The organism is Caenibacillus caldisaponilyticus (genome assembly GCF_002003465.1).
GTDB lineage: Bacteria > Bacillota > Bacilli > Bacillales > Sporolactobacillaceae > Caenibacillus > Caenibacillus caldisaponilyticus.
In genome coordinates, this window is the sequence record NZ_BDDQ01000034.1 from 1 (window position 1) to 22806 (window position 22806).

General features: G+C 52.2%; 24 protein-coding genes, 7 tRNA genes, 2 rRNA genes and 2 other annotated features. All 33 genes read right to left on the reverse strand.

The features are described from left to right. Positions 1 to 491 precede the first annotated feature (491 nt). The gene (locus CCB157_RS10695; protein ID WP_077615893.1) at positions 492 to 1100 is read right to left on the reverse strand and encodes a class I SAM-dependent methyltransferase; all 609 of its coding nucleotides are present in this window, start codon (positions 1098 to 1100) and stop codon (positions 492 to 494) included. 261 nt (positions 1101 to 1361) lie between these two features. Further along, a complete protein-coding gene (rplL, locus tag CCB157_RS10700; protein WP_077615894.1) occupies positions 1362 to 1727 on the reverse strand; it encodes a 50S ribosomal protein L7/L12 in 366 nt (121 codons plus the stop codon). Positions 1728 to 1843: 116 nt separating this feature from the next. Next, the gene (gene rplJ, locus CCB157_RS10705; RefSeq protein ID WP_077615895.1) at positions 1844 to 2347 is read right to left on the reverse strand and encodes a 50S ribosomal protein L10; all 504 of its coding nucleotides are present in this window, start codon (positions 2345 to 2347) and stop codon (positions 1844 to 1846) included. Between the two features lie 37 nt (positions 2348 to 2384). Beyond that, positions 2385 to 2529: a sequence feature (ribosomal protein L10 leader region), on the reverse strand. A 44-nt stretch (positions 2530 to 2573) separates the two neighbouring features. After that, positions 2574 to 3260 carry a 50S ribosomal protein L1 gene (gene rplA, locus CCB157_RS10710; RefSeq protein ID WP_077615896.1) on the reverse strand — a complete coding sequence of 229 codons (687 nt, stop codon included), beginning with the start codon at positions 3258 to 3260 and terminating at the stop codon, positions 2574 to 2576. 323 nt (positions 3261 to 3583) lie between these two features. Then, on the reverse strand, positions 3584 to 4009 hold the full coding sequence (gene rplK, locus CCB157_RS10715; RefSeq protein WP_143287012.1) for a 50S ribosomal protein L11: 426 nt from the start codon (positions 4007 to 4009) through the stop codon (positions 3584 to 3586). A gap of 250 nt (positions 4010 to 4259) precedes the next feature. Next, positions 4260 to 4793, reverse strand: a complete 534-nt coding sequence (gene nusG / locus CCB157_RS10720; RefSeq protein WP_077615898.1) for a transcription termination/antitermination protein NusG — start codon at positions 4791 to 4793, stop codon at positions 4260 to 4262. A 48-nt stretch (positions 4794 to 4841) separates the two neighbouring features. Continuing rightward, complete coding sequence (gene secE, locus CCB157_RS10725; RefSeq protein WP_238594669.1) at positions 4842 to 5036, reverse strand: preprotein translocase subunit SecE; 195 nt, start codon at positions 5034 to 5036, stop codon at positions 4842 to 4844. A 38-nt stretch (positions 5037 to 5074) separates the two neighbouring features. Then, positions 5075 to 5224 carry a 50S ribosomal protein L33 gene (rpmG, locus tag CCB157_RS10730; RefSeq protein WP_077615899.1) on the reverse strand — a complete coding sequence of 50 codons (150 nt, stop codon included), beginning with the start codon at positions 5222 to 5224 and terminating at the stop codon, positions 5075 to 5077. A 132-nt stretch (positions 5225 to 5356) separates the two neighbouring features. Beyond that, positions 5357 to 5998, reverse strand: coding sequence for an RNA polymerase sporulation sigma factor SigH (gene sigH / locus CCB157_RS10735; protein ID WP_439951319.1), 642 nt, complete (start codon positions 5996 to 5998; stop codon positions 5357 to 5359). Positions 5999 to 6076: 78 nt separating this feature from the next. Continuing rightward, positions 6077 to 6583 (reverse strand): NYN domain-containing protein, encoded by a 507-nt coding sequence (locus CCB157_RS10740; protein WP_077615901.1) that lies wholly within the window; start codon positions 6581 to 6583, stop codon positions 6077 to 6079. 3 nt (positions 6584 to 6586) lie between these two features. Next, positions 6587 to 7330: a 23S rRNA (guanosine(2251)-2'-O)-methyltransferase RlmB gene (gene rlmB / locus CCB157_RS10745; protein WP_077615902.1), complete on the reverse strand. Its 744-nt coding sequence runs from the start codon at positions 7328 to 7330 to the stop codon at positions 6587 to 6589. 35 nt (positions 7331 to 7365) lie between these two features. Next, positions 7366 to 7782, reverse strand: a complete 417-nt coding sequence (locus CCB157_RS10750) for a Mini-ribonuclease 3 (protein ID WP_077615915.1) — start codon at positions 7780 to 7782, stop codon at positions 7366 to 7368. 3 nt (positions 7783 to 7785) lie between these two features. Beyond that, positions 7786 to 9189 (reverse strand): cysteine--tRNA ligase, encoded by a 1404-nt coding sequence (gene cysS / locus CCB157_RS10755; protein ID WP_077615903.1) that lies wholly within the window; start codon positions 9187 to 9189, stop codon positions 7786 to 7788. Further along, positions 9170 to 9835, reverse strand: a complete 666-nt coding sequence (gene cysE, locus CCB157_RS10760; RefSeq protein WP_077615904.1) for a serine O-acetyltransferase — start codon at positions 9833 to 9835, stop codon at positions 9170 to 9172. Before cysE ends, cysS begins: the two co-directional genes overlap by 20 nt. Positions 9836 to 9892: 57 nt before the next feature. After that, positions 9893 to 10118, reverse strand: a binding site (T-box leader). A 42-nt stretch (positions 10119 to 10160) separates the two neighbouring features. After that, positions 10161 to 11633 carry a glutamate--tRNA ligase gene (gene gltX / locus CCB157_RS10765; protein WP_077615905.1) on the reverse strand — a complete coding sequence of 491 codons (1473 nt, stop codon included), beginning with the start codon at positions 11631 to 11633 and terminating at the stop codon, positions 10161 to 10163. 43 nt (positions 11634 to 11676) lie between these two features. Further along, positions 11677 to 12153: a 2-C-methyl-D-erythritol 2,4-cyclodiphosphate synthase gene (gene ispF / locus CCB157_RS10770; protein WP_077615906.1), complete on the reverse strand. Its 477-nt coding sequence runs from the start codon at positions 12151 to 12153 to the stop codon at positions 11677 to 11679. Continuing rightward, positions 12131 to 12844 (reverse strand): 2-C-methyl-D-erythritol 4-phosphate cytidylyltransferase, encoded by a 714-nt coding sequence (ispD, locus tag CCB157_RS10775; protein WP_077615907.1) that lies wholly within the window; start codon positions 12842 to 12844, stop codon positions 12131 to 12133. Before ispD ends, ispF begins: the two co-directional genes overlap by 23 nt. A gap of 12 nt (positions 12845 to 12856) precedes the next feature. Further along, positions 12857 to 13945 carry a PIN/TRAM domain-containing protein gene (locus CCB157_RS10780; RefSeq protein WP_077615908.1) on the reverse strand — a complete coding sequence of 363 codons (1089 nt, stop codon included), beginning with the start codon at positions 13943 to 13945 and terminating at the stop codon, positions 12857 to 12859. 204 nt (positions 13946 to 14149) lie between these two features. After that, entirely contained in the window at positions 14150 to 15571 is a 1422-nt protein-coding gene (gene radA, locus CCB157_RS10785) for a DNA repair protein RadA (RefSeq protein WP_077615909.1), read from the reverse strand. Positions 15572 to 15669: 98 nt separating this feature from the next. Beyond that, positions 15670 to 18105 carry an ATP-dependent protease ATP-binding subunit ClpC gene (gene clpC, locus CCB157_RS10790; RefSeq protein WP_077615910.1) on the reverse strand — a complete coding sequence of 812 codons (2436 nt, stop codon included), beginning with the start codon at positions 18103 to 18105 and terminating at the stop codon, positions 15670 to 15672. Positions 18106 to 18120: 15 nt separating this feature from the next. Further along, a complete protein-coding gene (mcsB, locus tag CCB157_RS10795) occupies positions 18121 to 19203 on the reverse strand; it encodes a protein-arginine kinase McsB (protein WP_077615911.1) in 1083 nt (360 codons plus the stop codon). Then, positions 19200 to 19721, reverse strand: a complete 522-nt coding sequence (gene mcsA / locus CCB157_RS10800; protein ID WP_077615912.1) for a protein-arginine kinase activator protein McsA — start codon at positions 19719 to 19721, stop codon at positions 19200 to 19202. Before mcsA ends, mcsB begins: the two co-directional genes overlap by 4 nt. A 35-nt stretch (positions 19722 to 19756) precedes the next feature. Beyond that, on the reverse strand, positions 19757 to 20215 hold the full coding sequence (locus CCB157_RS10805) for a CtsR family transcriptional regulator (RefSeq protein ID WP_077615913.1): 459 nt from the start codon (positions 20213 to 20215) through the stop codon (positions 19757 to 19759). Between the two features lie 84 nt (positions 20216 to 20299). Next, the gene (locus CCB157_RS10810; protein WP_077615916.1) at positions 20300 to 20986 is read right to left on the reverse strand and encodes an MgtC/SapB family protein; all 687 of its coding nucleotides are present in this window, start codon (positions 20984 to 20986) and stop codon (positions 20300 to 20302) included. 317 nt (positions 20987 to 21303) lie between these two features. Then, positions 21304 to 21379 (reverse strand) — tRNA-Ala (locus CCB157_RS10815). An 8-nt stretch (positions 21380 to 21387) separates the two neighbouring features. Continuing rightward, a tRNA-Pro gene (locus CCB157_RS10820) sits at positions 21388 to 21464 on the reverse strand. 36 nt (positions 21465 to 21500) lie between these two features. Further along, positions 21501 to 21577, reverse strand: a tRNA-Arg gene (locus tag CCB157_RS10825). Between the two features lie 14 nt (positions 21578 to 21591). Next, a tRNA-Gly gene (locus CCB157_RS10830) sits at positions 21592 to 21666 on the reverse strand. A 15-nt stretch (positions 21667 to 21681) separates the two neighbouring features. Next, a tRNA-Leu gene (locus CCB157_RS10835) sits at positions 21682 to 21762 on the reverse strand. Positions 21763 to 21781: 19 nt separating this feature from the next. Further along, positions 21782 to 21857, reverse strand: a tRNA-Lys gene (locus CCB157_RS10840). A 373-nt stretch (positions 21858 to 22230) separates the two neighbouring features. After that, positions 22231 to 22306: transfer RNA gene (locus tag CCB157_RS10845), tRNA-Thr, on the reverse strand. Between the two features lie 88 nt (positions 22307 to 22394). Beyond that, positions 22395 to 22511, reverse strand: a 5S ribosomal RNA gene (rrf, locus tag CCB157_RS10850). 58 nt (positions 22512 to 22569) lie between these two features. Then, a 23S ribosomal RNA gene (locus CCB157_RS10855) occupies positions 22570 to 22806 on the reverse strand; the annotation flags it as partial.

Sequence of the window (22806 nt, forward strand, 5' to 3'; positions counted from 1 at the left end):
TCCTACCGAGGAAAAACGTACATCCTCGACGTCCCAAATTCCAGTCCAACCATTCCGGCCAAAACGCCGGTGGAAGTCCGAAAAACGCTGGATGGCAGACTGTTTGTCTGGTACAAAGTAAGCCCTACCCCTTGATGGAAGCAACCCGGAACAAAGCGGCAAAAACTCCTGAAAAGAAAAAGGAGAGCTCAGAAAAGAAATCGTACAAGCCAGGACCTGATCATCCTTGGCGCAAATATAGGCCCACGAATTCAAAGGAACTGAAACCGGCTTGAATGAACTGAGGTCAAAGTAAATATATCAGTGACATATTCACTGACGCGTTAGTATGACATTTTCACTGACGCTTGACACATTTTTTTGTGTTTGACACGGTTCGAACAAGGGGGATGGAATGGAAAAAGAGGGATCGCCGAAACGAACGGAGCTTCAATGGCCCTCAGCATTAAAACCTATCAAGATTTGAATCGCAAAACCGACGCCATCAAGACTCACTCGCCATCCGCGCCTTTGACCGCCCGCAGGATGTGATAGCCTTTGCTCCTTTCGACGATTTCGGCATCGCCATACAGTTCTTGAAGTTTTTTTAAAGCGGAAGGGGCGCCTTGTTTCTTTTGGATCACGACCCACAGCTCACCGCCGGTAAGCAAGCGGTCCCGCGCTCCCGCAAAAAGATCGTGAACCACCTTTTTTCCGGCCCGAATCGGCGGATTGGAGAGGATGGCGGCAAAATGGCCGGTGACGTTTTCGTACAGATCGCTTTGGTACACGTCCGCCTCGACGCCGTTCTGCCTGGCGTTGAAATCCGCAAGGCTCACGGCGCGTTCATTGATGTCCGCCATGACGAGCGGGCGATTCGGGTAACGTTTGGCGACAGCCAGGCCGATCACCCCATATCCGCACCCGATGTCCAACAGCGGACCGTCGGTTTCGGGAGGGACAAAGGTTTCGATGAGCAACCTCGAGCCGTAATCGACGGCATCTTTTGAAAAAACGCCGCGATCGGTCCTAAGCGAAAGCCGGACGCCGCCCACTTCGACGTCCAACTCGCGCGGACGGCTTTCGGACTGAGGGGTTTGGCTGAAATAGTGCTCTTTCATCGCGTGCCTCCGTCTTTTTAAAAGATCAAGGCGGCCGAACCGGCAGCCTTGAAAGCCTTCATTCTTTCTAATGTGTCATTCCTCAGCAGTTTGCCGCCATTTAACGATAATCTATACATTGAAATGTCCGTAAAGAGAGTTTGTCAGCCGACACGGATTCGGGTGAAGGCGTTGCATCCGGTACGCGATTCGGCAACGCCCGCCCATGAAAGCAAACAAGCCCGCGAAACACAGCGGGCTTGTTCTCCGGTTGTTTAATTCCTATTTCAATTCAACAGAAGCGCCGACTTCTTCAAGTTTCGCCTTGATTTCTTCGGCTTCTTCTTTGCCGACGCCTTCTTTAATCGGCTTCGGCGCGTTGTCGACGAGGTCTTTCGCTTCTTTCAAGCCGAGACCCGTGATTTCACGGACAACTTTGATGACTTTGATTTTCGTAGCGCCGGCATCAGCCAAAATGACGTCGAATTCGGTTTTTTCTTCGGCAGCGGCTTCACCGCCAGCAACGCCTTGGATAGCGACCGGCGCGGCAGCCGTTACGCCGAATTCTTCTTCAATGGCTTTGACGAGATCATTGAGTTCCAAAACGGTCATTTCTTTTATCGCGCTGATAATTTCCTCTTTGGTCATGATTGATCCTCCTTTTATGAATCGCATCTTTTCATCGCTTCTCCGCTGTTTGCACCGGGCAAAAGCGGGATTCCTTGGGTTTCATCCAATCCGTTCAAACGCAAAGCGATAAAGGCTTAAGCGCCTTGTTCTTCTTTTTGATCGGCAACCGCTTTGACGGCCAACGCGAAATTGCGCATCGGCGCTTGAAGGACGCTGAGCAACATGGAGAGCAGCCCTTCGCGCGACGGCAATTCGGCCAGCGCTTTGATGTCGTCGACCGAAGCGATCGCGCCTTCGATCACGCCGGATTTGATTTGCAAGGCATCATGGTCTTTGGCGAAATTGTGGAGCAATTTCGCGGGGGCAACGACGTCTTCTTTGCTGAAAGCGATCGCCGTCGGTCCGACGAAGTATTCGTTGAGGCCTTCCAAATCGGCTTCGGCGGCAGCGCGGCGGAGCAGCGTGTTTTTATAAACTTTGAAGTCGATGCCCGCTTCACGCAGCTGCTTCCGAAGCTCCGTCACTTCTTGGACGTTGAGGCCGCGATAGTCGACGATGACCGTCGAAACGCTGTTTTTCAGCTTTTCGGTGATTTCTTGAACGATTTCTTTTTTTCTTTCAATCGCACTCGTGCTCATTTTTACACCTCCCGATCCGGGGATTTGACATGCCTGAGGCGCACAATTAAAACGCCTCCATGTCGCAGACATGAAGGCGGAGTGGTCGGTTCGGTCATGTTCCTAAACGAACATCCATCGCCTCGGCAGGATATTAAGTGATCGCTCACACCTGCTGTCTACGGCATGCGCTATGCAATTGCCAATCAAATTATATTGATCAGCCTTGACGATGTCAAGGTTGAATTTATTTTGCCACGTTGACTTTGACGCCGGGGCCCATCGTCGACGAAATCGCCACGTTTTTGATGTAAGTTCCTTTGGCGGCCGCCGGTTTCGCTTTGATGATCGCTTCTAAGAAGGCTTGGAAGTTTTCCACCAACTTTTGATCATCAAAAGAAACCTTGCCGATCGGCGCGTGGACGTTTCCGTCTTTATGGGCGCGATATTCCACTTTACCGGCTTTGATCTCTTTGACCGCTTTGGCGACGTCCATGGTCACCGTGCCGGTTTTCGGGTTCGGCATCAGGCCTTTGGGACCGAGCACGCGGCCGAGTTTACCAACTTCCGGCATCATGTCCGGCGTCGCGACGATGACGTCGAATTCAAACCAGCCTTGGCTGATTTTTTCGATGTATTCTTGATCGCCGACGTAATCAGCGCCAGCGGCTTCCGCCTCTTTCGCCTTTTCCCCTTTCGCCAGAACGAGAACGCGTTGGGTTTTGCCGGTACCGTGCGGCAAGACGACGGCGCCGCGCACTTGTTGGTCATTTTTGCGCGGATCGATGCCGAGGCGGATGGCGACGTCAACGGATTCATCGAATTTCGCGGAAGCCATTTCTTTTACCAATTTAACGGCTTCTTCAATATCGTACGCTTTGTTGCGGTCAACTTTTTTCGCAACTTCCAAGTAACGTTTGCTTTTCTTGGCCATCCTTTATTCCTCCTTTGTGGTTATAACGGTTTACCCTCCCACCTGAAACGAGGTTGCGGGCCAATCGCCCGCAACCCGCTCCGAAAGCCATAGCGGCTTTTTCGACTTGCTCGATTGATCAAACGCGATAAATCATTGCAACCCGCGCCCTGATCACGCGATGAGCACATGATCAGGGCGTTTTACGGGCAATCCTCGATGACGATGCCCACACTCTAATCACTTAATAATGGCGTGATTAGAGCGTTTTGTAGCTTAGTCTTCGATGACAATGCCCACGCCCTAATCACTCAACTTGTTTATGTGATTAGGCGTTTAGCAGCTTAGTCTTCGATGACAATGCCCATGCTGCGGGCGGTGCCTTCGACCATGCGCATGGCCGCTTCCACGCTCGCCGCATTCAGATCCGGCATCTTCAGTTCAGCGATCGCACGGACTTTATCGCGCTTGATCGTCGCGACTTTATTGCGGTTCGGTTCGCCCGAACCTTTTTCAAGGCCGGCCTCTTTTTTCAGCAGAACCGCAGCCGGCGGCGTTTTAGTGATAAATGTAAACGAACGGTCTTCGTAGACCGTGATTTCGACCGGGATGATCAAACCGGCTTGGTCGGCCGTTTGAGCGTTAAATTCTTTGCAGAAGCCCATGATGTTAATGCCCGCTTGACCGAGGGCCGGACCGACGGGCGGAGCCGGATTGGCTTTACCGGCCGGAATTTGCAATTTGACAATCTTGATGACTTTTTTAGCCACGAGACACACCTCCTTAGTCCGTGATGTGGTACGGGTACACCCCTCCCACTCTCCCAGGCGTCCGGTAAACCATTATATCAACCTGTTCGGCACATCGCCGTGACCGGTAAACGATCCGAAAGTGAACCGTTTGCCGGCTTAAGCAAAATGTGAAGGGATTATTTGCTAAGACTTCATGAATCTAAAAGAACATTAAAGTCGTTGCAAACAATAAAATTATACATTCTGCCCGATCATATTGCAAGTCGACTCAAATCTTTTCGATTTGGTCGAAGTCCAATTCCACGGGCGTTTCGCGACCAAACATGTTGACATGGACTTTGACTTTCCCTTTTTCCACATCAATGTTTTCGATGGTGCCGACAAAGTCCGCAAACGGCCCTTCTTTAACCTTGACTTGTTCCTTCAATTGGAAATCAACTTCCGGCTTCTTGTCACGAATGCCCATTTTCTTAAGAATCGCGTCGACTTCTTCCGGCAACAAGGGCGTAGGCTTGGAACCGGCTCCCGAGGACCCGACAAATCCTGTGACACCGGGGGTATTACGCACTACATACCACGAATCGTCGGTCATGATCATCTCCGTCAACACATACCCCGGAAATACCTTTTTCATCGTCTTCTTTTTTTGGCCGTTTTTGATCTCGGTTTCTTCTTCCATGGGGACCAAAATGCGAAAGATCTTGTCTTGCATGCCCATGGAAGCGACGCGCTTTTCAAGATTGGCCTTGACTTTATTTTCATATCCGGAGTAGGTGTGGATGACATACCAATTCTTTTCCATTGAGCCGATAATCCTTTCTCGAGACCTTTTTCCCTAACCGCCGATCGGTCATTCCGTAATGAGGCGCAGCAATTGGGAAATGCCCAAATCGATCACGCCGAAGAAAATGACCAAAAACGCCACAGTGACCAACACCGTGACGGTATAACTGATCAGCTCTTGACGTGTAGGCCATCGCACTTTTTTCATTTCGATGACCACGTTGCGGAAAAATTGACTGGACTTTTTCAAAATCCCTGCCATGACTGATTACCCCCAACAAGTGCTTGTCCCCGTCCACCTTACTTCGTTTCCCGATGTATGGTGTGCCGATTGCAACGGACGCAAAACTTGCGAATCGATAACCGTTCAGATTGGGTCGTCGCGTTTTTGGTGGTTGTGTAATTTCGCTGTTGGCAAACCTCGCAAGCCAAAATAATCTTTTTGCGCATATGAACACCCGTTCCAAACGAAAGCCTGTTTCAATTTAAAGATATATTGAAAGACACTGTTTAAACTTTATCATAGCGGCGATTAAGCTGTCAATGAAGCCCCGCCGCGGCGCGGGCGCGGCGGGTGGAAGATTACAGGCTGATCTCCTTCAGTTCGAAATAGCGTTCCAATTTCCGCTTGACGCGTTGCAGCGCGTTGTCGATCGACTTCACGTGCCGCTTTAAATCCGCAGAGATTTCCTGATAACTCCGCCCATCCAAATAAAGCATCAACACTTTTTGCTCCAAATCGCTCAATATTTCTGACATTTTAAGCTCGATGTCATCGTATTTTTCTTGGTTGATCAGCAATTGCTCGGGATCGCTCACCCTCGAGCCGCCGATCACATCGAGCAGCGTCCGATCCGATTCATCGTCATATATGGGCTTGTCCAACGAAACATAAGAATTCAAAGGGATATGTTTTTGGCGGGTGGCCGTTTTAACCGCGGTGATCATTTGGCGGGTGATACACAATTCGGCGAAAGCGCGAAATGTGGAAAACTTGTCCCCTTTGTAATCGCGGATCGCTTTATAGAGGCCGATCATTCCTTCCTGAATGATGTCCTCGCGATCGGCTCCGATTAAAAAGTAAGATTTCGCTTTCGCGCGGACGAAGTTTTTATACTTGTTGATCATGTACTCCAGGGCTTGCAGGTCGCCTTCGTGAACGCGTTTTACAATGTCTTCGTCGTCCATTTTGTCAAATTCCGAATGGGTGCGTTCCGGTTCCAAGCTCACTCTACCCCCCGACCCGTTCTAGACCGATATACCACTATTATACAGACCAAAATTTTGAATCGTCAACAAATTTTATTTTCCGCGGCGCCAATTTTCAAACAGTGCCGTCAATTTGTCGTCCAAAGCCACGGTCGTCCGCCGATTTTGCTGACGATACTCCTGAATGATTGTGGATATCCGCTTTTTGATCTGTTCCATATCGCGGTACAGTTCGCGCGCCGGTTTGCGGAGGGCGCCCTTTGAAAACACCGTCCACTGCTCGATCGAATCGGAGGTGGCGACATAGATGGTCGTCCGCACGTCTTTGAGTTCGGAAACAAATTTTTCAATCTTTTCGTCGGCCGTTTCATTTTCTCGGGTATAGATGATCTCTACCTGTGATTGCTTTAGCCGCGTTTCAGCCCCCGGCACAAAATGAGCGTCAAAAACGAGGATCACCCGCCAACCGGTGTAAGCCTGAAATTCCGCCATATCATCAATCAGACGATCCCTTGCCGCGGCCAAATCGATGGCTTTCAACCGCTTCAGCTCCGGCCAGGCGCCGATGATGTTATAGGCGTCCACCAATAAAACGACCATCCGTCAAACCCCTAGCGGACGGCGGAATCGGTAAACCTCGTAAATGAGAAGCGCAGCGGCAACGGAGGCATTCAGGGAAGTCACCTTCCCGACCATCGGGATGCTGAGAAGGAAATCGCATTTTTCCTTGACGAGGCGCGACAAACCTTTGCCTTCGCTGCCGATGACGAGGCACACGGGCATATCCGCCTGAAAATCGCGATAATCTTGGGGGGCAGATGCGTCCGTGCCGACGAACCAGACGCCTCTTTCTTTCATGTGCTCCATCGTGCGGGCCAAATTGATCACTCTTGCGACGGGCACGTATTCGATCGCCCCGGTCGACGCTTTGGCGACGGTCGAAGTCAGCCCAACCGCCCGGTTTTTCGGAATGATGACGCCGTGCACGCCCGCGGCGTCAGCCGTTCTTAAGATAGAACCGAGATTATGGGGATCCTCCAATCCGTCCAACATGACAAAGAACGGCGCTTCCCCCGCGGCTTCAGCCCGGCGGAACAAGTCTTCCAACTCCGCGTAGCGATGGGCGCCGACCGCAGCCGCCACGCCTTGGTGAGCATCCGTCCCGGCAATTTGGTCCAATTGTTTTTTCGCGACAAATTTGACGGCGATATGCCGCTCTTTGATCAGATCCATGAGCGCCTGGTCAAAAGGTTGGCTGCCCTTGTTAATCCAAATCTTGTTCATGGCCCGGCCGGAGCGGAGGGCTTCCGCAACCGGATGGCGCCCGACGATGATTTCATCCGCCATCGCCCGACCCTCCTTTGCTATAAAATATTCGCCGGTTATCCTTCGGTTTCGACGTCACCGGCATGGAGCCGAAACACTTCGTCCAGCAATTCTTGCAGGCGTTGTTTTTGACCGGATAGATAGAGATGGCCGACTAGGGCTTCGAGAGCCGTGCTCCAACGGTAGGTTTGAACATCGGTATTTTTGGGAACGGTTTGGGATTTGGCGTTCCGCCCACGCTTTAAAATCGCTTCCTCTTCTTCCGTAAAAAAACCGGAAGTCGTCAAAGCGTAGACGGAAGCCGCCTGCGCTTTGGCCGAAACGAAACGGGTCGCCGCCCGATGCAACGCTTTCGGTTTTACCGCTCCGCTTTGGACAAGGCGGAGGCGCACGTTAAGCTCCATGACGGCATCGCCGATGTAGGCCAGCGTGAGGCTGTTGACGAAATGGGGATCGACTTTTTCCAAGCCCATCACCTAAATTCTTCTCCAACGCACGCCCTGCGGCGTATCTTCCAAAATCACGCCTTTGGCCTTCAGCTCATCGCGAATGCGGTCGGCCGTCGCGAAATCTTTCATCTTGCGGGCCTCTTCCCGGCGCTTGATCAACGCTTCGATGTCTTCATCGAGCACGACGTCTTGCTTAAGCGTCAGGCCGAGGACGTTCGCAAATTCATCCAAAAGGTCGAGATAAGCCTGCAAAACTTGGCGGGAAGAGTTTTTGTCCTGCAAGATCACATTGGCTTCTTTCGCCACGTCAAACAGCACGGAAATGGCATTGGCCGTATTGAAATCATCGTCCATTTCCTCTTTAAACCGACGCCGGAATTCATCCGTCTTCGCCGTCCAGACCTTCTCCTTCTCTTCCTCCAACAGATCGGCGCTCTTTTCCAAGCGATGCCGGAGGTTGAGATGCGTGATGCGCAAGCGTTCAAACGACTGGGCGGCGCTCTTCAGCAAGTCGTCGCTGAAATTGATCGGATGGCGATAATGGACGGTCAGAATAAAGAACCGAACCACATTCGGATCGTAAGCTTTGATCAAATCGCGGACCAAGATGACGTTGCCGAGGGATTTCGACATTTTTTCATTGTTAATATTAAGGTATCCGTTGTGCAGCCAATATTTCGCCATGATTTGACCGTGAAGCGCTTCGGATTGGGCGATTTCGTTTTCATGATGCGGGAACGTCAAATCTTGGCCGCCGGCGTGGATGTCAATGGTATTTCCAAGATATTTCTCGACCATCGCCGAGCACTCGATGTGCCAACCCGGACGGCCTTCGCCCCAAGGGCTATCCCACTTGATTTCCCCCGGTTTGGCGGCTTTCCAAAGCGCGAAATCAAGAGGATCCTCCTTGTGCTCGCCGACCTGAATGCGCGCGCCGACCTTTAGCTCATCGATGGATTGATGGGACAATTTCCCGTAATCGCGAAACTTTTTCGTGCGGAAATAAACGTCGCCGCCCGCCTCGTAGGCATAGCCTTTATCGATAAGTTTTTGTATAAACGCGATGATCTCCGGTATCGTCTCCGTCGCCCGCGGATGAACGTCGGCCGGGCGCACGTTGAGGGCGCCGACGTCCTCCCGGTACGCCTTAATGAAGCGTTCGGCGATTTCCGGTACGCTTTCGCCCCGTTCTTTCGACGCGTTGATGAGCCGATCGTCAACGTCGGTAAAATTGGACACGAAGGTGACTTCATATCCAATGTACTCGAGGTACCTGCGCACGGTGTCGAAAACGACGGCCGCCCGCGCGTTGCCGATGTGAATGTAGTTGTAAACCGTCGGGCCGCATACATACATTTTAACTTTACCTTCTTCTATGGGTTGGAACGGTTCCTTTTGTCTCGTCAACGTATTAAACACTCTGAGACTCATCCCACACACGTCCTTTCTTCAACGCTTCGATTTCCCCTTTAAGCCGAGCGATTTCCCGCTCCATTCTTTCCAATTTTTCTGCGACGGGATCGGGCAGATTCGAATGGTCCAACGGCTTTCGCACACGAACGCCGTTTTGTCGGACGACGCGCCCGGGAATGCCGACGACCGTCGAGTTCGGCGGCACGTCTTCCAACACGACCGAGCCCGCCCCGACTTTTGAGTTGTCTCCGATGGTAATCGATCCGAGCACTTTAGCGCCGGATGAAATGAGAACGTTATTGCCGATGGTCGGATGGCGTTTGCCTTTCTCTTTTCCCGTTCCGCCGAGGGTAACGCCTTGATAAATCGTGACATCGTCGCCAATTTCGCATGTTTCGCCGATGACGACGCCCATGCCGTGATCGATGAAGAACCGGCGGCCGATCTTGGCTCCCGGATGGATTTCAATACCGGTAAAAAAACGGCTGATCTGCGAAATCACCCGGGCGATAAAATAGCGTTTCTTCTTATAAAACCAGTGTGCAATGCGGTGAGCCCATATCGCATGCAAACCGGAGTACGTCAAAATGACTTCCAAGGTGCTGCGTGCGGCAGGATCTTGGTCAAAGACGACCGCGATATCCTCCCGCAGACGTTTAAACATGCCGAGTTCACCTCCAGGTTGAACTTCTAACTAAAAAGCGCCTCCGTGTCATCAGGACACAGAGACGCTCATCGCGCGCGGTTCCACTCTGTTTGGACGGCCATGCGGCCATCCCGCTTCTCCGCTTAACGGCCGGTGACCGCTTCCGCCTACTCCGACAATCGTTTCAGCGGAAGGCTCAGGGGTGCATTTCGGATGCCGCATCGCCTAAACCGCTCTCAGCCTAGGCGGTTCTCTCTGTCAGGCGAGGCGCGGCGCCTACTCTCCCCGTCAACGCTTTAATCCTTCTCTATTGTCAATATAACCGATTAAGGCTTAAAAAGTGTCATTTCTTTTCAAGGAGATCAAGCGCGAATTCCAACCGCTTGAGCACGACATCCTTGCCGAGCAACGCGAGCGACTTCGGCAACTCGGGCCCGTGCGTCACACCGGTCGTCGCGACGCGAATCGGCATGAACAAATTCTTGCCCTTTTGCCCGGTTTCCTTTTGCGTCGCCCGGATTTCCGGCTTAATGTGGTCAGCCTTCCAATCGTCGAGCGTCTCCAGTCTGCTTTTCAACACGCGCAACACTTCGGGAACGTGTTCTCCTTTAAGGATCTCCATCGCTTCTTCATTATACGAGATATCGTCTTGGAAAAACAACTCGGTGAGTTCAACGATCTCCGCCCCGTATTGCAACTGATCGCGGTAAAGGGCGATGAGTTCCGCCACCCACTCGCGCTTTTTTTCATCAAGGGGTTCAGCGACCTTGCCCGCCTTGATCAAATGGGGCAGGGCGAGATCGATGACCGTGTCCAAGTCAGCCTTTTTAATATATTGGTTGTTCATCCAAGCGAGCTTCTTCGGATCGAAAACCGCCGGGGACGTGTTCAACCGGTTCGGATCAAAAATTTTGATGAGCTCATCGCGGGTGAAAAGCTCTTCTTCCCCTTCCGGCGACCAGCCGAGGAGAGCGATGAAGTTCAACAAAGCTTCGGGAAGATAGCCGAGATCGCGGTATTGTTCAACGAATTGAATGACGGATTCATCGCGTTTGCTCAGCTTTTTCCGGTTTTCGCCGACGATCAGCGTCATGTGGGCAAAGACCGGCGCCTCCCAGCCGAAGGCTTCATACAACATCAGTTGTTTGGGCGTATTGGAGATGTGCTCTTCCCCGCGCAAAACGTGGGAAATCTTCATCAAATGGTCGTCGATCGTGACGGCAAAGTTATAAGTCGGTATGCCGTTTTGCTTCACGATGACAAAATCGCCGATGCCGTCCGAATCGAACGAGACGCGCCCTTTGACCATGTCGTCGAACGCGTAAACTTTGCCTTCTGGCACTCTGAAGCGAATGGTCGGCTTGCGGCCTTCGGCTTCGAAGCGTTTCCGCTCTTCGTCGGTGAGATGGCGGCAGCGCCCGGAATATTTCGGCGCTTCGCCGCGGGCCATTTGCTCTTCCCGGCTTCTTTCCAGCTCTTCTTCCGTGCAGTAACACTTGTAAGCGAGCCCTTTGTCAAGCAGCTCTCTCCAGTATTTTTCATAAATGTCCAATCGCTCGGTTTGGCGGTAAGGGCCGTATTCGCCGCCGACATCAATGCTCTCATCCCATTCGATGCCGAGCCATTTTAAATATTCGAGCTGGTTATACTCGCCGCCCTCGACGTTGCGCTTGATGTCGGTATCTTCTATACGAATGATGAACTTGCCGTTAAAATGTCTGGCGTACAAATAATTAAATAAAGCCGTTCTCGCACCGCCTATATGTAAATGCCCCGTAGGACTCGGCGCATAGCGAACCCTGACTTCATTTCCCATGATATCACCCGATCTTCTTATTGTCTCATCTATTGTAGCACGGTCAATTCCCGTTCTCAATCAAACAGACGGCTTGGGCGGCGATGCCCTCTCCCCGGCCGGTAAATCCGAGTTGTTCGGTGGTCGTCGCCTTGATGTTGATCCGCTTTTCATCGCATTCAAGAATGCCGGCGATCACGGAAATCATTTCGGGAATGTGCGGGGCCATCTTGGGCTTTTGGGCGATGATGACCGCATCCACGTTGCCGAGCACAAAGCCTTCCTTTTTGACCATTTCCCAAACCGTTCTCAAAAGGCGTTTGGAATCGGCGCCTTTGTATTTCGGATCATCGTCCGGAAAGTGGCGGCCAATGTCGCCCGCACTGATCGCTCCGAGCAATGCGTCGGCGATCGCATGCAGCAACACGTCGGCGTCGGAATGGCCGGCCAGTCCCTTCTCATAAGGAATCGTCACACCGCCGATGATCAGCGGGCGGCCTTTTTCAAAGCGGTGGACGTCAAACCCTTGTCCGATGCGCATTTGCATTTTCCCTCATTTCCGTTTTGATGATGAACTCCGCCATCAGAAGGTCGTTGCGGGTGGTGATTTTAATATTGCGGTCATCGCCCTGGACGATTCGCACCGCTTCCCCCATCGCTTCAACAAGCGAAGCGTCGTCTGTTGCCGTCCGTTTGTTTTCGAGCGCCCATTGATGGGCGCGGATGATCAAATCACGACGAAAAGCTTGCGGCGTCTGAGCAGCCCACAAGCTTTCGCGATTCACGGTTTCCTTCACTTGATCGCTGATGACTTTTTTTATCGTGTCCTTTACGGGGACGGCCGCGATCGCGGCGCCCCACGTTTCGGCTGTTTGAACGACTCTTTTGATCAGATCCGCCGTCACGAAAGGACGTGCCCCGTCGTGGATGACGACGACGCCGTCGCCATCCGTAGCGGACAATCCTTCACGCACGCTGTCTTGCCGTTCGCCGCCGCCTTGGACGTAAGCGCCGATTTTTTTGAACCCCGCTTCTTTCACCAGGCGCTCAAATTCTTCGCGTTCTTCCGGCTTGACGGCAAGAATGATTCTCTTACAATCGCTGTCGCTTTCAAAGACGCGGAGCGTGTGCACGATGATGGGGGCGCCGGCGACTTTGAGAAGCAGTTTGTTTTGACCGGCCCCCATTCTGCGGCCGCTCCCCGCGGCCGGTATAATCACTTGATAACCCATGATTGCCTCCGACTACAATGCCTGTTCCAAGAGTTTCGGCTTTGCGAAAATCATGCGCCCAGCCGACGTCTGCAAGACGCTCGTGACGACGACATCGATCGTTTTGCCGATGTGACCGCGCCCGTCTTCCACGACGATCATCGTGCCGTCGTCCAGATAACCGACGCCTTGGTTTTGTTCTTTCCCGTCCTTAATCACCTGAACCTTCATTTCTTCTCCCGGCAAAACAACCGGCTTGACGGCATTGGCCAAGTCATTAATGTTTAATACCTTGACGCCTTGCAGCTCGCACACTTTATTCAAGTTAAAATCGTTGGTGACGACGACACCGCCCGTCAATTGGGCGAGCTTGACCAGTTTGCTGTCGACTTCGGATACGTCGTCAAAATCGCCTTCATAGATTTCCACTTTAACCGCCAATTCTTTTTGGATTTTATTGAGAATATCCAAACCGCGGCGCCCGCGGTTTCTTTTCAGGACGTCCGATGAATCGGCGATGTGCTGCAGTTCCTCCAAAACAAATCGCGGAATGACCAAAGTGCCTTCCAAAAAACCGGTTTGGCAAATGTCCGCAATCCGGCCGTCGATGATGACGCTCGTGTCCAAAATTTTCAGCGACGGATCTTTTCTATCTTCAGGATCCTTTTTCTTTTCCTTCGTTCTCCCAGAGATCTGTAAAAGATTAATGAGTTCATCCCGCTTTTTGAAACCGATTTGGAAACCGAAATAGCCGAGAAACAACGAGATAAAAATTGGAAGAACCGTACTGATGGCTGCCAATTTCACATTATTGAGCGGAATCTGTATGAGGAAGGCGACGATCAAGCCGATGACGAGCCCAAGGGTGCCGAACAAAACATCCGTGACGGGCGCTTTGATGATTTTTTCTTCAAAAAGCTTGATGGCTTGAACGATCGAATCGACAAAAAAGAGGGTTAAAAAGAAAAATAGAGCGGCGCCGATGATCGCACCCGTGTACGGTGACGTCAACCAGTTTGAACCGTCTCCAACATTCAACAGCACAATCAGTTTCGGAATATAAACGTAACCAAGCGTTCCCCCGATAAAAATGAAGAACAGCTGGATGATTCGTTTAATCAACGCATGTCACCTCCTCCTATCATTATAGACAGAATCTATTTTTTGAAACTCGATGTCGAGAATTTCCCACAATCCGGACGATTTGGTTGTAATAATATGGTAATTAAAACAATCGATGGTTCTCTGTTCACCTTAACACACGGCCAAATCCGATGTCAATAATAAATTAATAGGATACACCAGTCATATTTAAAAGTCAATCGATCAGATCCAAAAGTCTCCGCGCCCCTCATCCGCTGCGGTCGCCGCATTCTGCGTCCGCTTTCCTAAAGCCCATTCCATCGCTTCTTTGACCGACGAAACGCCGATCACTTGAATCCCTTCCGGTTCTTTCCAGCCGCCGAGGTTTTGCTTCGGGATAATCGCGCGTTTAAACCCGAGTTTTTGCGCCTCAACGATGCGCTGCTCGATGCGCGACACGCGGCGGACTTCACCGGTCAATCCGACTTCACCGATCACAACGTCTGTCGGTTCCGTCGGCTCATCGCGAAAGCTCGAGGCGATGCTCAGCGTGACCGCCAAATCCGTCGCCGGTTCATCGAGCCGCACGCCGCCGGCGACATTGACGTAAGCATCATGGTTTTGCAACAGCAACCCGACGCGTTTTTCAAGCACCGCCATGAGCAAAGAAACGCGGTTGGGATCGATCCCCGTCGCCATACGCCGCGCATTGCCGTAACTGGTCGGAGCAACGAGCGCTTGAATCTCGACGAGGACCGGCCGCGTCCCTTCCATCGCGGCAACGACCGTCGAGCCGGCTACTCCCTTCGTCCGTTCTTGCAAAAAAATTTCCGAAGGGTTGACAACCTCCGACAGCCCCGTTTCCTTCATTTCAAAAATGCCGATTTCATTGGTTGATCCGAAGCGGTTTTTCACCGCTCTTAAAATGCGGTAAGTGTGGTGGCGCTCGCCTTCAAAATACAGGACGGCGTCGACCATATGCTCCAACAGGCGCGGGCCGGCAATCGCTCCGTCCTTCGTCACGTGACCGACGATAAACGTCGCGATGCCCTTCGTTTTAGCGATGCGCATGAGGCGCCCCGTGCATTCCCGCACTTGCGAGACGCTGCCGGGCGCCGACGCCACATCGCCGCTGTACACGGTTTGAATGGAATCGATGATCAATAATTCGGGATGCGCTTCTTCAATGCGCCGTTCGATTTCATCGATATCGGTTTCAGCCATGACGTACAAATCGTCGGATGAGATTCCGAGCCGTTCCGCGCGCATTTTAGTCTGTTTCACGGATTCCTCGCCGGAAACGTACAGGACGTGATGACCGGATTTGGCCAATTCATCGGACATCTGCAAGAGCAAGGTCGACTTTCCGATGCCCGGATCGCCGCCGACGAGGACCAAGGAGCCGGGCACGATGCCGCCGCCCAACACGCGGTCGAGCTCCGCAGCACGAGTGGAAATCCGTCTTTCTTCGGTCCGTTCGATCCGGCTGATCGGAACCGGTTTGCCCGGCGTCCGGGCCGCGCGCAATCCGCCATTGTCCGCCGTGCGCCGGACGACTTCTTCCACCAGCGTATTCCATTGCCCGCAGCCCGGACATTTGCCCATCCACTTAGGACTTTCATAACCGCAGGATTGACAGAGAAAAACCGTTTTAACTTTGGCCATCATATCCATCCCCAGTTCTTGATTATTACAATTCTAACATACCCGGGGATGAAAGGCGCGCGTCCATCCATTGATATATGTGAATGCGTTCCATCAAATTACAGTATTTTTTCCGCTATCTTTTCGACGACATATTCATTGTTGCGATAATCGATGAGAACCTTGCTTCCTTTCTCAATGTTGCCTTTCAGGAGCTCTTCAGAGAGTTTGTCTTCCACCTTCCGCTGGATCGCCCTCTTGAGCGGCCGCGCGCCGTATTCGGGATCGTACCCTTCTTCGGCGATGCGGTTGATCGCCGCCTCGCTCAATTCGAGCTCGATGCCGTGCTCTTTCAGCCGCGCCTTCAATTGATCGACCAACAGACCGACGATCTTCTTCAGGTGTTCTTTGTTTAATTCATGGAAGACGATGATTTCGTCGATGCGGTTGAGAAATTCGGGACGGAACGTGCGCTTGAGTTCATCCATCACCTTCGATTTCATGTCGCTGTATGCGGCTTCCTCACCGCTGATGGCAAAGCCGACGTGTTTGTTCCTTCTGAGTGTGTCCGCACCGACATTGGACGTCATGATGATGACGGTGTTCCTGAAATCCACCGTCCGCCCTTTGGCGTCGGTCAAACGCCCGTCATCCAAGACTTGCAAAAGAATGTTGAAGACGTCGGGATGCGCCTTTTCGATTTCATCAAGAAGGATGACGGAGTACGGTTTCTGGCGGACTTTTTCGGTCAACTGGCCGCCTTCTTCGTGGCCGACGTAGCCCGGAGGCGAGCCGACGAGACGGGACGTCGTATGTTTTTCCATGTATTCGGACATGTCGATGCGGATAATGGCGTCTTCATCGCCGAACAGGGCTTCCGCCACCGCCCGAGCGAGCTCGGTCTTCCCGACGCCGGTAGGACCGAGAAAAATGAAGGAACCGATCGGGCGCTTCGGATCTTTCAATCCGGCGCGGGCCCGGCGAATCGCTTGCGAAACCGCCTTGACCGCCTCGTCCTGGCCAATGACGCGCTTGTGCAAAATCTCTTCCATGCGAAGAAGCCGTTCGCTTTCTTCTTCGGCAAGCTTAGACACCGGCACTCCCGTCCAATTGGAAACGACGACGGCGACATCTTCCGGCGTGACCTCCGCATTCTCTTGACCTTGTTTTTGCTTCCATTCCTGTTTTGTTTTTTCAAGTTCTTCTTTCAGGCGTTGTTCCGTGTCGCGCAAAGATGCGGCCTTTTCAAATTCTTGGCTTTGGACGGCGGCATCCTTTTCCTTCTTCACTTCTTCCAATTTTTGTTCCAGTTCCTTTAAGTTCGGCGGCGCCGTATAAGCGCGCAAACGCACTTTGGAGGCCGCTTCATCGATGAGGTCGATCGCTTTGTCCGGCAAGAACCGGTCCGTGATGTAGCGATCCGACAGCTTGACGGCCGCCTCGATCGCTTCGTCGGTGATTTTGACGCGGTGGTGAGCCTCATAGCGGTCGCGCAAACCTTTTAATATCAAAACCGATTCTTCCGGTGTCGGTTCCTCGACCTTGATGGGCTGAAACCGGCGTTCCAACGCTGCGTCTTTTTCGATGTATTTCCGATACTCGTCGAGCGTCGTCGCGCCGATGCACTGCAGTTCGCCGCGCGCGAGCGACGGTTTTAAAATGTTGGACGCGTCGATGGCTCCTTCGGCTCCGCCGGCGCCGATCAAGGTGTGCAGTTCATCGATGAACAAGATGATGTTGCCCGCTTGGCGGATTTCATCCATCACCTTTTTCAAACGATCTTCGAATTCGCCGCGATATTTCGTGCCGGCGACGACCGTCCCCATATCAAGCGTCATGACCCGTTTATCGCGGAGAATTTCCGGCACTTCATTATTGACGATTTGCTGAGCAAGCCCCTCGGCGATCGCCGTTTTACCGACGCCGGGTTCGCCGATCAGCACGGGATTGTTTTTCGTGCGCCGGCTCAATACTTCGATGACCCGTTCGATTTCCTTGCTCCGGCCGATGACCGGATCCAATCCGCCTTCTCTCGCTTGCGCCGTCAGATCCCGGGCCAAGCTGTCCAGCGTCGGCGTGCTGGCATTCGCCGCACGCCCCTGTTGGGCCGACGCCGCTTCATGGCTGCCGAGAAGCTGAAGCACCTGCTGACGCGCTTTGTTTAGGCTGACGCCCAAATTATTCAACACCCGGGCCGCCACGCCTTCGCCTTCACGGATCAAGCCGAGGAGAATATGTTCGGTGCCAACGTAGGAATGCCCGAGTTTTCTCGCTTCGTCCATCGACAATTCGATGACCTGTTTTGCCCTCGGGGTGTAGTGGGGCGGCTGATCGAGTTCACCGCCGCGCCCGATGAGCGCTTCGACTTCCCGCTGTATTTTTTCCGGGGTCAAATTCAATGCCTTTAAGGCTTTGGCCGCGATGCCTTCGCCTTCACGGACAAGCCCGAGCAGAATGTGCTCGGTGCCGACATTGCTGTGTCCGAGACGAACCGCTTCTTCCTGCGCAAGCGCCAAGACCTTTTGGGCTCTTTCGGTAAAACGACCAAACATCATCGTTCTTCGACCTCCTCATTCAATCGGGTCATCCAACCCGGTTTTTTTCAGGCGTTCCCTAATCAATGTCGCGCGTCGGACATCCCTTTCTTCCGGTTCCAGCGTTTCTTTGAAGTAGTGTTGCAAGAATCCCGGTTGGGTCAACACCATCAGCTCATTCAAGACATTTCGGGTGACGCCTTTGATCAAACCGAGATCGACGCCGAGGCGAACGTCGGATAAACATTTTGCCGCTTCTTTCGACGGAATGATCCGGCTGTTCGCCAACACGCCGTAAGAACGGAATACCCGATCTTCCAACTGGATTCTCGAAAAATTCATCAGGTCTCGGCGCGCGGCGTTCTCCTGCTGGATGAGCTGCATCACGACGCCGCGCAAATCCTCAACGATGTCTTCTTCGGATTTGCCCAGCGTGATTTGGTTCGAAATTTGAAAGACGTTGCCAAGCGCTTCACTGCCCTCTCCGTAAATGCCGCGAATGACGAGCCCGAATTGGTTGATCGCCGGAGCGATCCGGTTCATCCGCTGCGTAATCATCAACGCGGGAAGGTGAATCATGACCGAAGCCCGCAGACCCGTCCCGACGTTGGTCGGGCAGCTCGTCAGATAGCCTCTTTGTTCATCAAAGGCAAAGGTGAATTTCTGTTCGAGCCAGTCGTCGATGCCATTGGCCAGGGTCAACGCTTCGTTCAGTTGAAACCCGGGAAACAAACATTGGATGCGGAGATGATCCTCTTCGTTGACCATGATGCTGACGGACTCGGCGTCATTGATCAAGGCCGCGCTGTGCACGGACTCTTCCACCAGATATGGACTGATGAGGTGCTTTTCGACCAGCACCCGTTTTTCAATCGGTTCCAACCGGTCCATATCGATCCAGGCAAACTTGCCGAGCGAGTGGTATTCGGCGCCTTCCAGCCGCTCCCTGATGAAGTCCAAAGCTTTTTTCGCCTGGCTTTCCGTCGCCATGACGGGGAAGGCGAATTCCGTCAAATTGCGCGCCAGCCGAATCCGGCTGCTCAGAACGATATCCACGTTCGGCCCATCGCCTTGCATCCATGGGCTCACCGCTTGATCGATAAAGCGCCTGAGGGTCACGATACATCCCCCTCTTTTTCCAAAGCGCGAATTTCGTCCCTGACCTTCGCCGCTTCTTCGAATTCTTCATTTGCAACCAAACGCTGCAGCTTTTCTTTCAACTCTTTTATTTTTCTCTTAATGCTGATGCCTTTGCCCGTCCGCTTCGGAACTTTGCCGGTATGGACGGTATTGCCGGCATGGACCTTCCGAAGAATCGGATCCAGACGATCGCGAAAGGCCCGATAGCACTCGGCGCAGCCGAATTTCCCCACTTTTATGAAGTCACTGTAGGTCAATCCGCACTTCGGACATTGCAAAACCGACGGCTCTTCGAACGGATCGGAATGCCCGGCCATTTCTTCGAAATTCAGCAGGCCGGACAATAAATTATGAATGGAAAACGCGTTGGAGCCCGCCATGACTTCGCCTTTTTCCCGTGCGCATTGCTCGCAGAGATGGACTTCCATTTTCTTGCCGTTCACGATTTTTGTAAAATGCAGCGTTGCCGGCCGCAAATGACATTCTTGGCATTCCATAAGCGACGATCTCCCTTCGGCATCCTGCCTTTTACTCACATTTTATATTTCAACGCTTGAAGCATTGACTTTAAAATGTTGGCCCGCACCTCATCGCGCAACGGGATGTTCAAATCCAAAACGGTCCGGTCAACGGCGCTGATCATCAGCTTCGCTTCCCGTTCGCTGATCAAGCCTTCTTCGTACAAACGCACGATCATGGCATGGGATTTGGCCTGTGAAATGCGGTCTCCGATCAGTCGATACATCTCGTCGATCAATTCCGCCTCATCATTGGGGCGGACTTTAATGATGCGAATATAACCGCCGCCGCCGCGCTTACTCTCGACAATATAACCGCGTTCGATGGTAAACCGGGTTTTGAGCACATAATTGATTTGTGAAGGGACGCATTGGAAGTGATCGGCGAGCTCGCTGCGCTTAATTTCAATCTCATTCTGACCGCTGAATATCTTTTTTATATATGCTTCAATGATGTCTGAAATGTTCGCCACAAGCCCACCTCCCCCTTTTGACTTTGACTATCTTTGACAATAATTATATACCGATTTTCCTATTTTGCAAAGCATCTAGATGCCTTATTCTTTTGTATACACCTTCCGCACCGCTTGAAGTTCCACGAGTTCATCGCAGGCAAACGGCAGAGCATCTCCGTTCTGCATCGCGACGTCAAAACAGTATTTGACCAAATGGTTTTCGTCCTCTGCGACGTTTTCCACGTCTATTTTCTCCACTCTGATTTGATGCTTTTCCAATAAGCCCAGTATTGCCGACAACGGCACGCCTTTATTTTCAACGAGAAGATACAGCGATCCCTTTTTGGACGGCTTCAGCATAAAGTGTTCCCATTTATTCAAGAAAATTAAACTTAAAATGACGATGAGCGTCGTGAACAGCGCGACCAGATACATGCCGGCGCCAACCACCAACCCGATGCCGGATACCACCCAAATGGACGCGGCAGTCGTCAAGCCCTTTACGGTAATACCGTGCACCATGATGGTGCCCGCGCCAAGAAAGCCGATGCCGCTGATGACATAAGAAGGCAGCCGTGACGGATCATATTGGATGCGGGCGTTCGATTGGATGACGTCGTTAAAACCAAAAAGCGACAATATCATCATCAAGCAGGCACCGACACCGACGAGCATATGCGTTCTGAACCCCGCCGGATGCCGTTTGACCTCGCGTTCCCATCCGATTAGTCCGCTTAATATGGCGGCGGTTAAAAGACGAATGATAATGGTGACCAAGTCGTGATGCATCCAAGCCACTGTAGATCATCCCCCCTTGTATTGATGGCATTCTATGCGATTGCCTAAAGTTTATCACAATGTTGTTTTGCTGATGTTAAACAGACCCATGATTATTTAATTTTTAGTAAAGCCTATTTAAACAACCGCTCCCGGATAAATGGCCATTTGCGCGACGACAAGCCATCCGCTGAGATCCCTCATTCATGGCCTGATACCCAAATCATCACCTGACGCGATGAACCGAGCAAGCCGATCCAAGTAAAGAAAAAAACTGGCCGAAGCCAGTTTTTTATATTTCTTCGCGTCGCGTATTATTTTGTAAAGGTTGGTGGAGCCTAGCGGGATCGAACCGCTGACCCCCTGCTTGCAAAGCAGGTGCTCTCCCAGCTGAGCTAAGGCCCCAAACGACATGGTCGGGAAGACAGGATTTGAACCTGCGACCCCCTGGTCCCAAACCAGGTGCTCTACCAAGCTGAGCCACTTCCCGTTCGGCGTGGCAGACTCGCCACACAATGGAATGAAGTGGCGCGCCCTAGAGGAGTCGAACCCCTAACCTTCTGATCCGTAGTCAGACGCTCTATCCAGTTGAGCTAAGGGCGCATATCGAATGAATATGGAGCGGAAGACGGGACTTGAACCCGCGACCCCCACCTTGGCAAGGTGGTGTTCTACCACTGAACTACTTCCGCACGACGTAGCTTCAATGCGGGTGGAGGGACTTGAACCCCCACGTCAAAGACACTAGATCCTAAGTCTAGCGCGTCTGCCAATTCCGCCACACCCGCAAAGAGAACAAAATAAAAATGGTGAGCCATGAAGGATTCGAACCTTCGACCCTCTGATTAAAAGTCAGATGCTCTACCAACTGAGCTAATGGCTCATATGGATAAATGATGTATGAGCTTGGTGCTTGATTGATGCCATTTCTTGTTCGATGCGAAAACCGCAGTATTTCAGGCAGCATAGCTTGTTTTCGCAACTCGCGGCATATTCCGCAGATGTTCGTCACTGTCTCTGCGTCTTCTCGCATCGCTCCGAAGCGGGATTCCTCGAGACAACTCGCCGCTGATTCGGCAGATGCCGTGCTCGTTGCTCTACCAGCTGAGCTAATGGCTCATGAGGAAAAACGGTGTATGAGCTTGGTATATCTAAAAATACAGCGTTTGAGCGCGGTGCTCAAACGAAAAAGATTTCAATTTCATTATGTTCGGGTGTGAGGCGTTTCAGTTTCAGCAAACGATTATAAATAAAAATGGTGCCGGCCAGAGGACTCGAACCCCCAACCCACTGATTACGATTCAGTTGCTCTACCAATTGAGCTAGGCCGGCATTTCAAAAACCCACGGCAGTTATTTTAACTGCTTCTACAAAAAATGTCAACCTTGATTTTTATTCGGATATGCTGTTGTGAAGTGCGGCCCGGCAACGTCCTACTCTCACAGGGGGTCGCCCCCCCATTACCATCGGCGCTGAAGAGCTTAACGGCCGTGTTCGGGATGGGAACGGGTGTGACCTCTTCGCCATCGTCACCGGACCTTTTTTCACTTGTGAAGGTTGCACCTTCAAAACTGATAACGAAGGTCCTGCATCGCTTGGTTAAGTCCTCGACCGATTAGTATCCGTCAGCTCCACGTGTCGCCACGCTTCCACCTCGGACCTATCGACCTCATCATCTCTGAGGGGTCTTACTGACTCGCGTCATGGGAAATCTCATCTTGAGGGGGGCTTCGTGCTTAGATGCTTTCAGCACTTATCCCGTCCACACATAGCTACCCAGCGGTGCTCCTGGCGGAACAACTGGTACACCAGCGGTGTGTCCGTCCCGGTCC

Excerpts from the sequence above, each read along its gene's own strand:
- CCB157_RS10695 (WP_077615893.1), bottom strand. The coding sequence starts at position 1,100 with ATGAAAGAGCACTATTTCAGCCAAACCCCTCAGTCCGAAAGCCGTCCG.
- rplL (WP_077615894.1), bottom strand. The coding sequence starts at position 1,727 with ATGACCAAAGAGGAAATTATCAGCGCGATAAAAGAAATGACCGTTTTG.
- rplJ (WP_077615895.1), bottom strand. The coding sequence starts at position 2,347 with ATGAGCACGAGTGCGATTGAAAGAAAAAAAGAAATCGTTCAAGAAATC.
- rplA (WP_077615896.1), bottom strand. The coding sequence starts at position 3,260 with ATGGCCAAGAAAAGCAAACGTTACTTGGAAGTTGCGAAAAAAGTTGAC.
- nusG (WP_077615898.1), bottom strand. The coding sequence starts at position 4,793 with ATGGAAAAGAATTGGTATGTCATCCACACCTACTCCGGATATGAAAAT.
- secE (WP_238594669.1), bottom strand. The coding sequence starts at position 5,036 with ATGGCAGGGATTTTGAAAAAGTCCAGTCAATTTTTCCGCAACGTGGTC.
- rpmG (WP_077615899.1), bottom strand. The coding sequence starts at position 5,224 with ATGCGCAAAAAGATTATTTTGGCTTGCGAGGTTTGCCAACAGCGAAAT.
- CCB157_RS10740 (WP_077615901.1), bottom strand. The coding sequence starts at position 6,583 with ATGGTCGTTTTATTGGTGGACGCCTATAACATCATCGGCGCCTGGCCG.
- rlmB (WP_077615902.1), bottom strand. The coding sequence starts at position 7,330 with ATGGCGGATGAAATCATCGTCGGGCGCCATCCGGTTGCGGAAGCCCTC.
- CCB157_RS10750 (WP_077615915.1), bottom strand. The coding sequence starts at position 7,782 with ATGGGCTTGGAAAAAGTCGATCCCCATTTCGTCAACAGCCTCACGCTG.
- cysS (WP_077615903.1), bottom strand. The coding sequence starts at position 9,189 with ATGAGTCTCAGAGTGTTTAATACGTTGACGAGACAAAAGGAACCGTTC.
- cysE (WP_077615904.1), bottom strand. The coding sequence starts at position 9,835 with ATGTTTAAACGTCTGCGGGAGGATATCGCGGTCGTCTTTGACCAAGAT.
- gltX (WP_077615905.1), bottom strand. The coding sequence starts at position 11,633 with ATGGGAAATGAAGTCAGGGTTCGCTATGCGCCGAGTCCTACGGGGCAT.
- ispF (WP_077615906.1), bottom strand. The coding sequence starts at position 12,153 with ATGCGCATCGGACAAGGGTTTGACGTCCACCGCTTTGAAAAAGGCCGC.
- ispD (WP_077615907.1), bottom strand. The coding sequence starts at position 12,844 with ATGGGTTATCAAGTGATTATACCGGCCGCGGGGAGCGGCCGCAGAATG.
- radA (WP_077615909.1), bottom strand. The coding sequence starts at position 15,571 with ATGGCCAAAGTTAAAACGGTTTTTCTCTGTCAATCCTGCGGTTATGAA.
- clpC (WP_077615910.1), bottom strand. The coding sequence starts at position 18,105 with ATGATGTTTGGTCGTTTTACCGAAAGAGCCCAAAAGGTCTTGGCGCTT.
- mcsA (WP_077615912.1), bottom strand. The coding sequence starts at position 19,721 with ATGGAATGCCAAGAATGTCATTTGCGGCCGGCAACGCTGCATTTTACA.
- CCB157_RS10810 (WP_077615916.1), bottom strand. The coding sequence starts at position 20,986 with ATGCATCACGACTTGGTCACCATTATCATTCGTCTTTTAACCGCCGCC.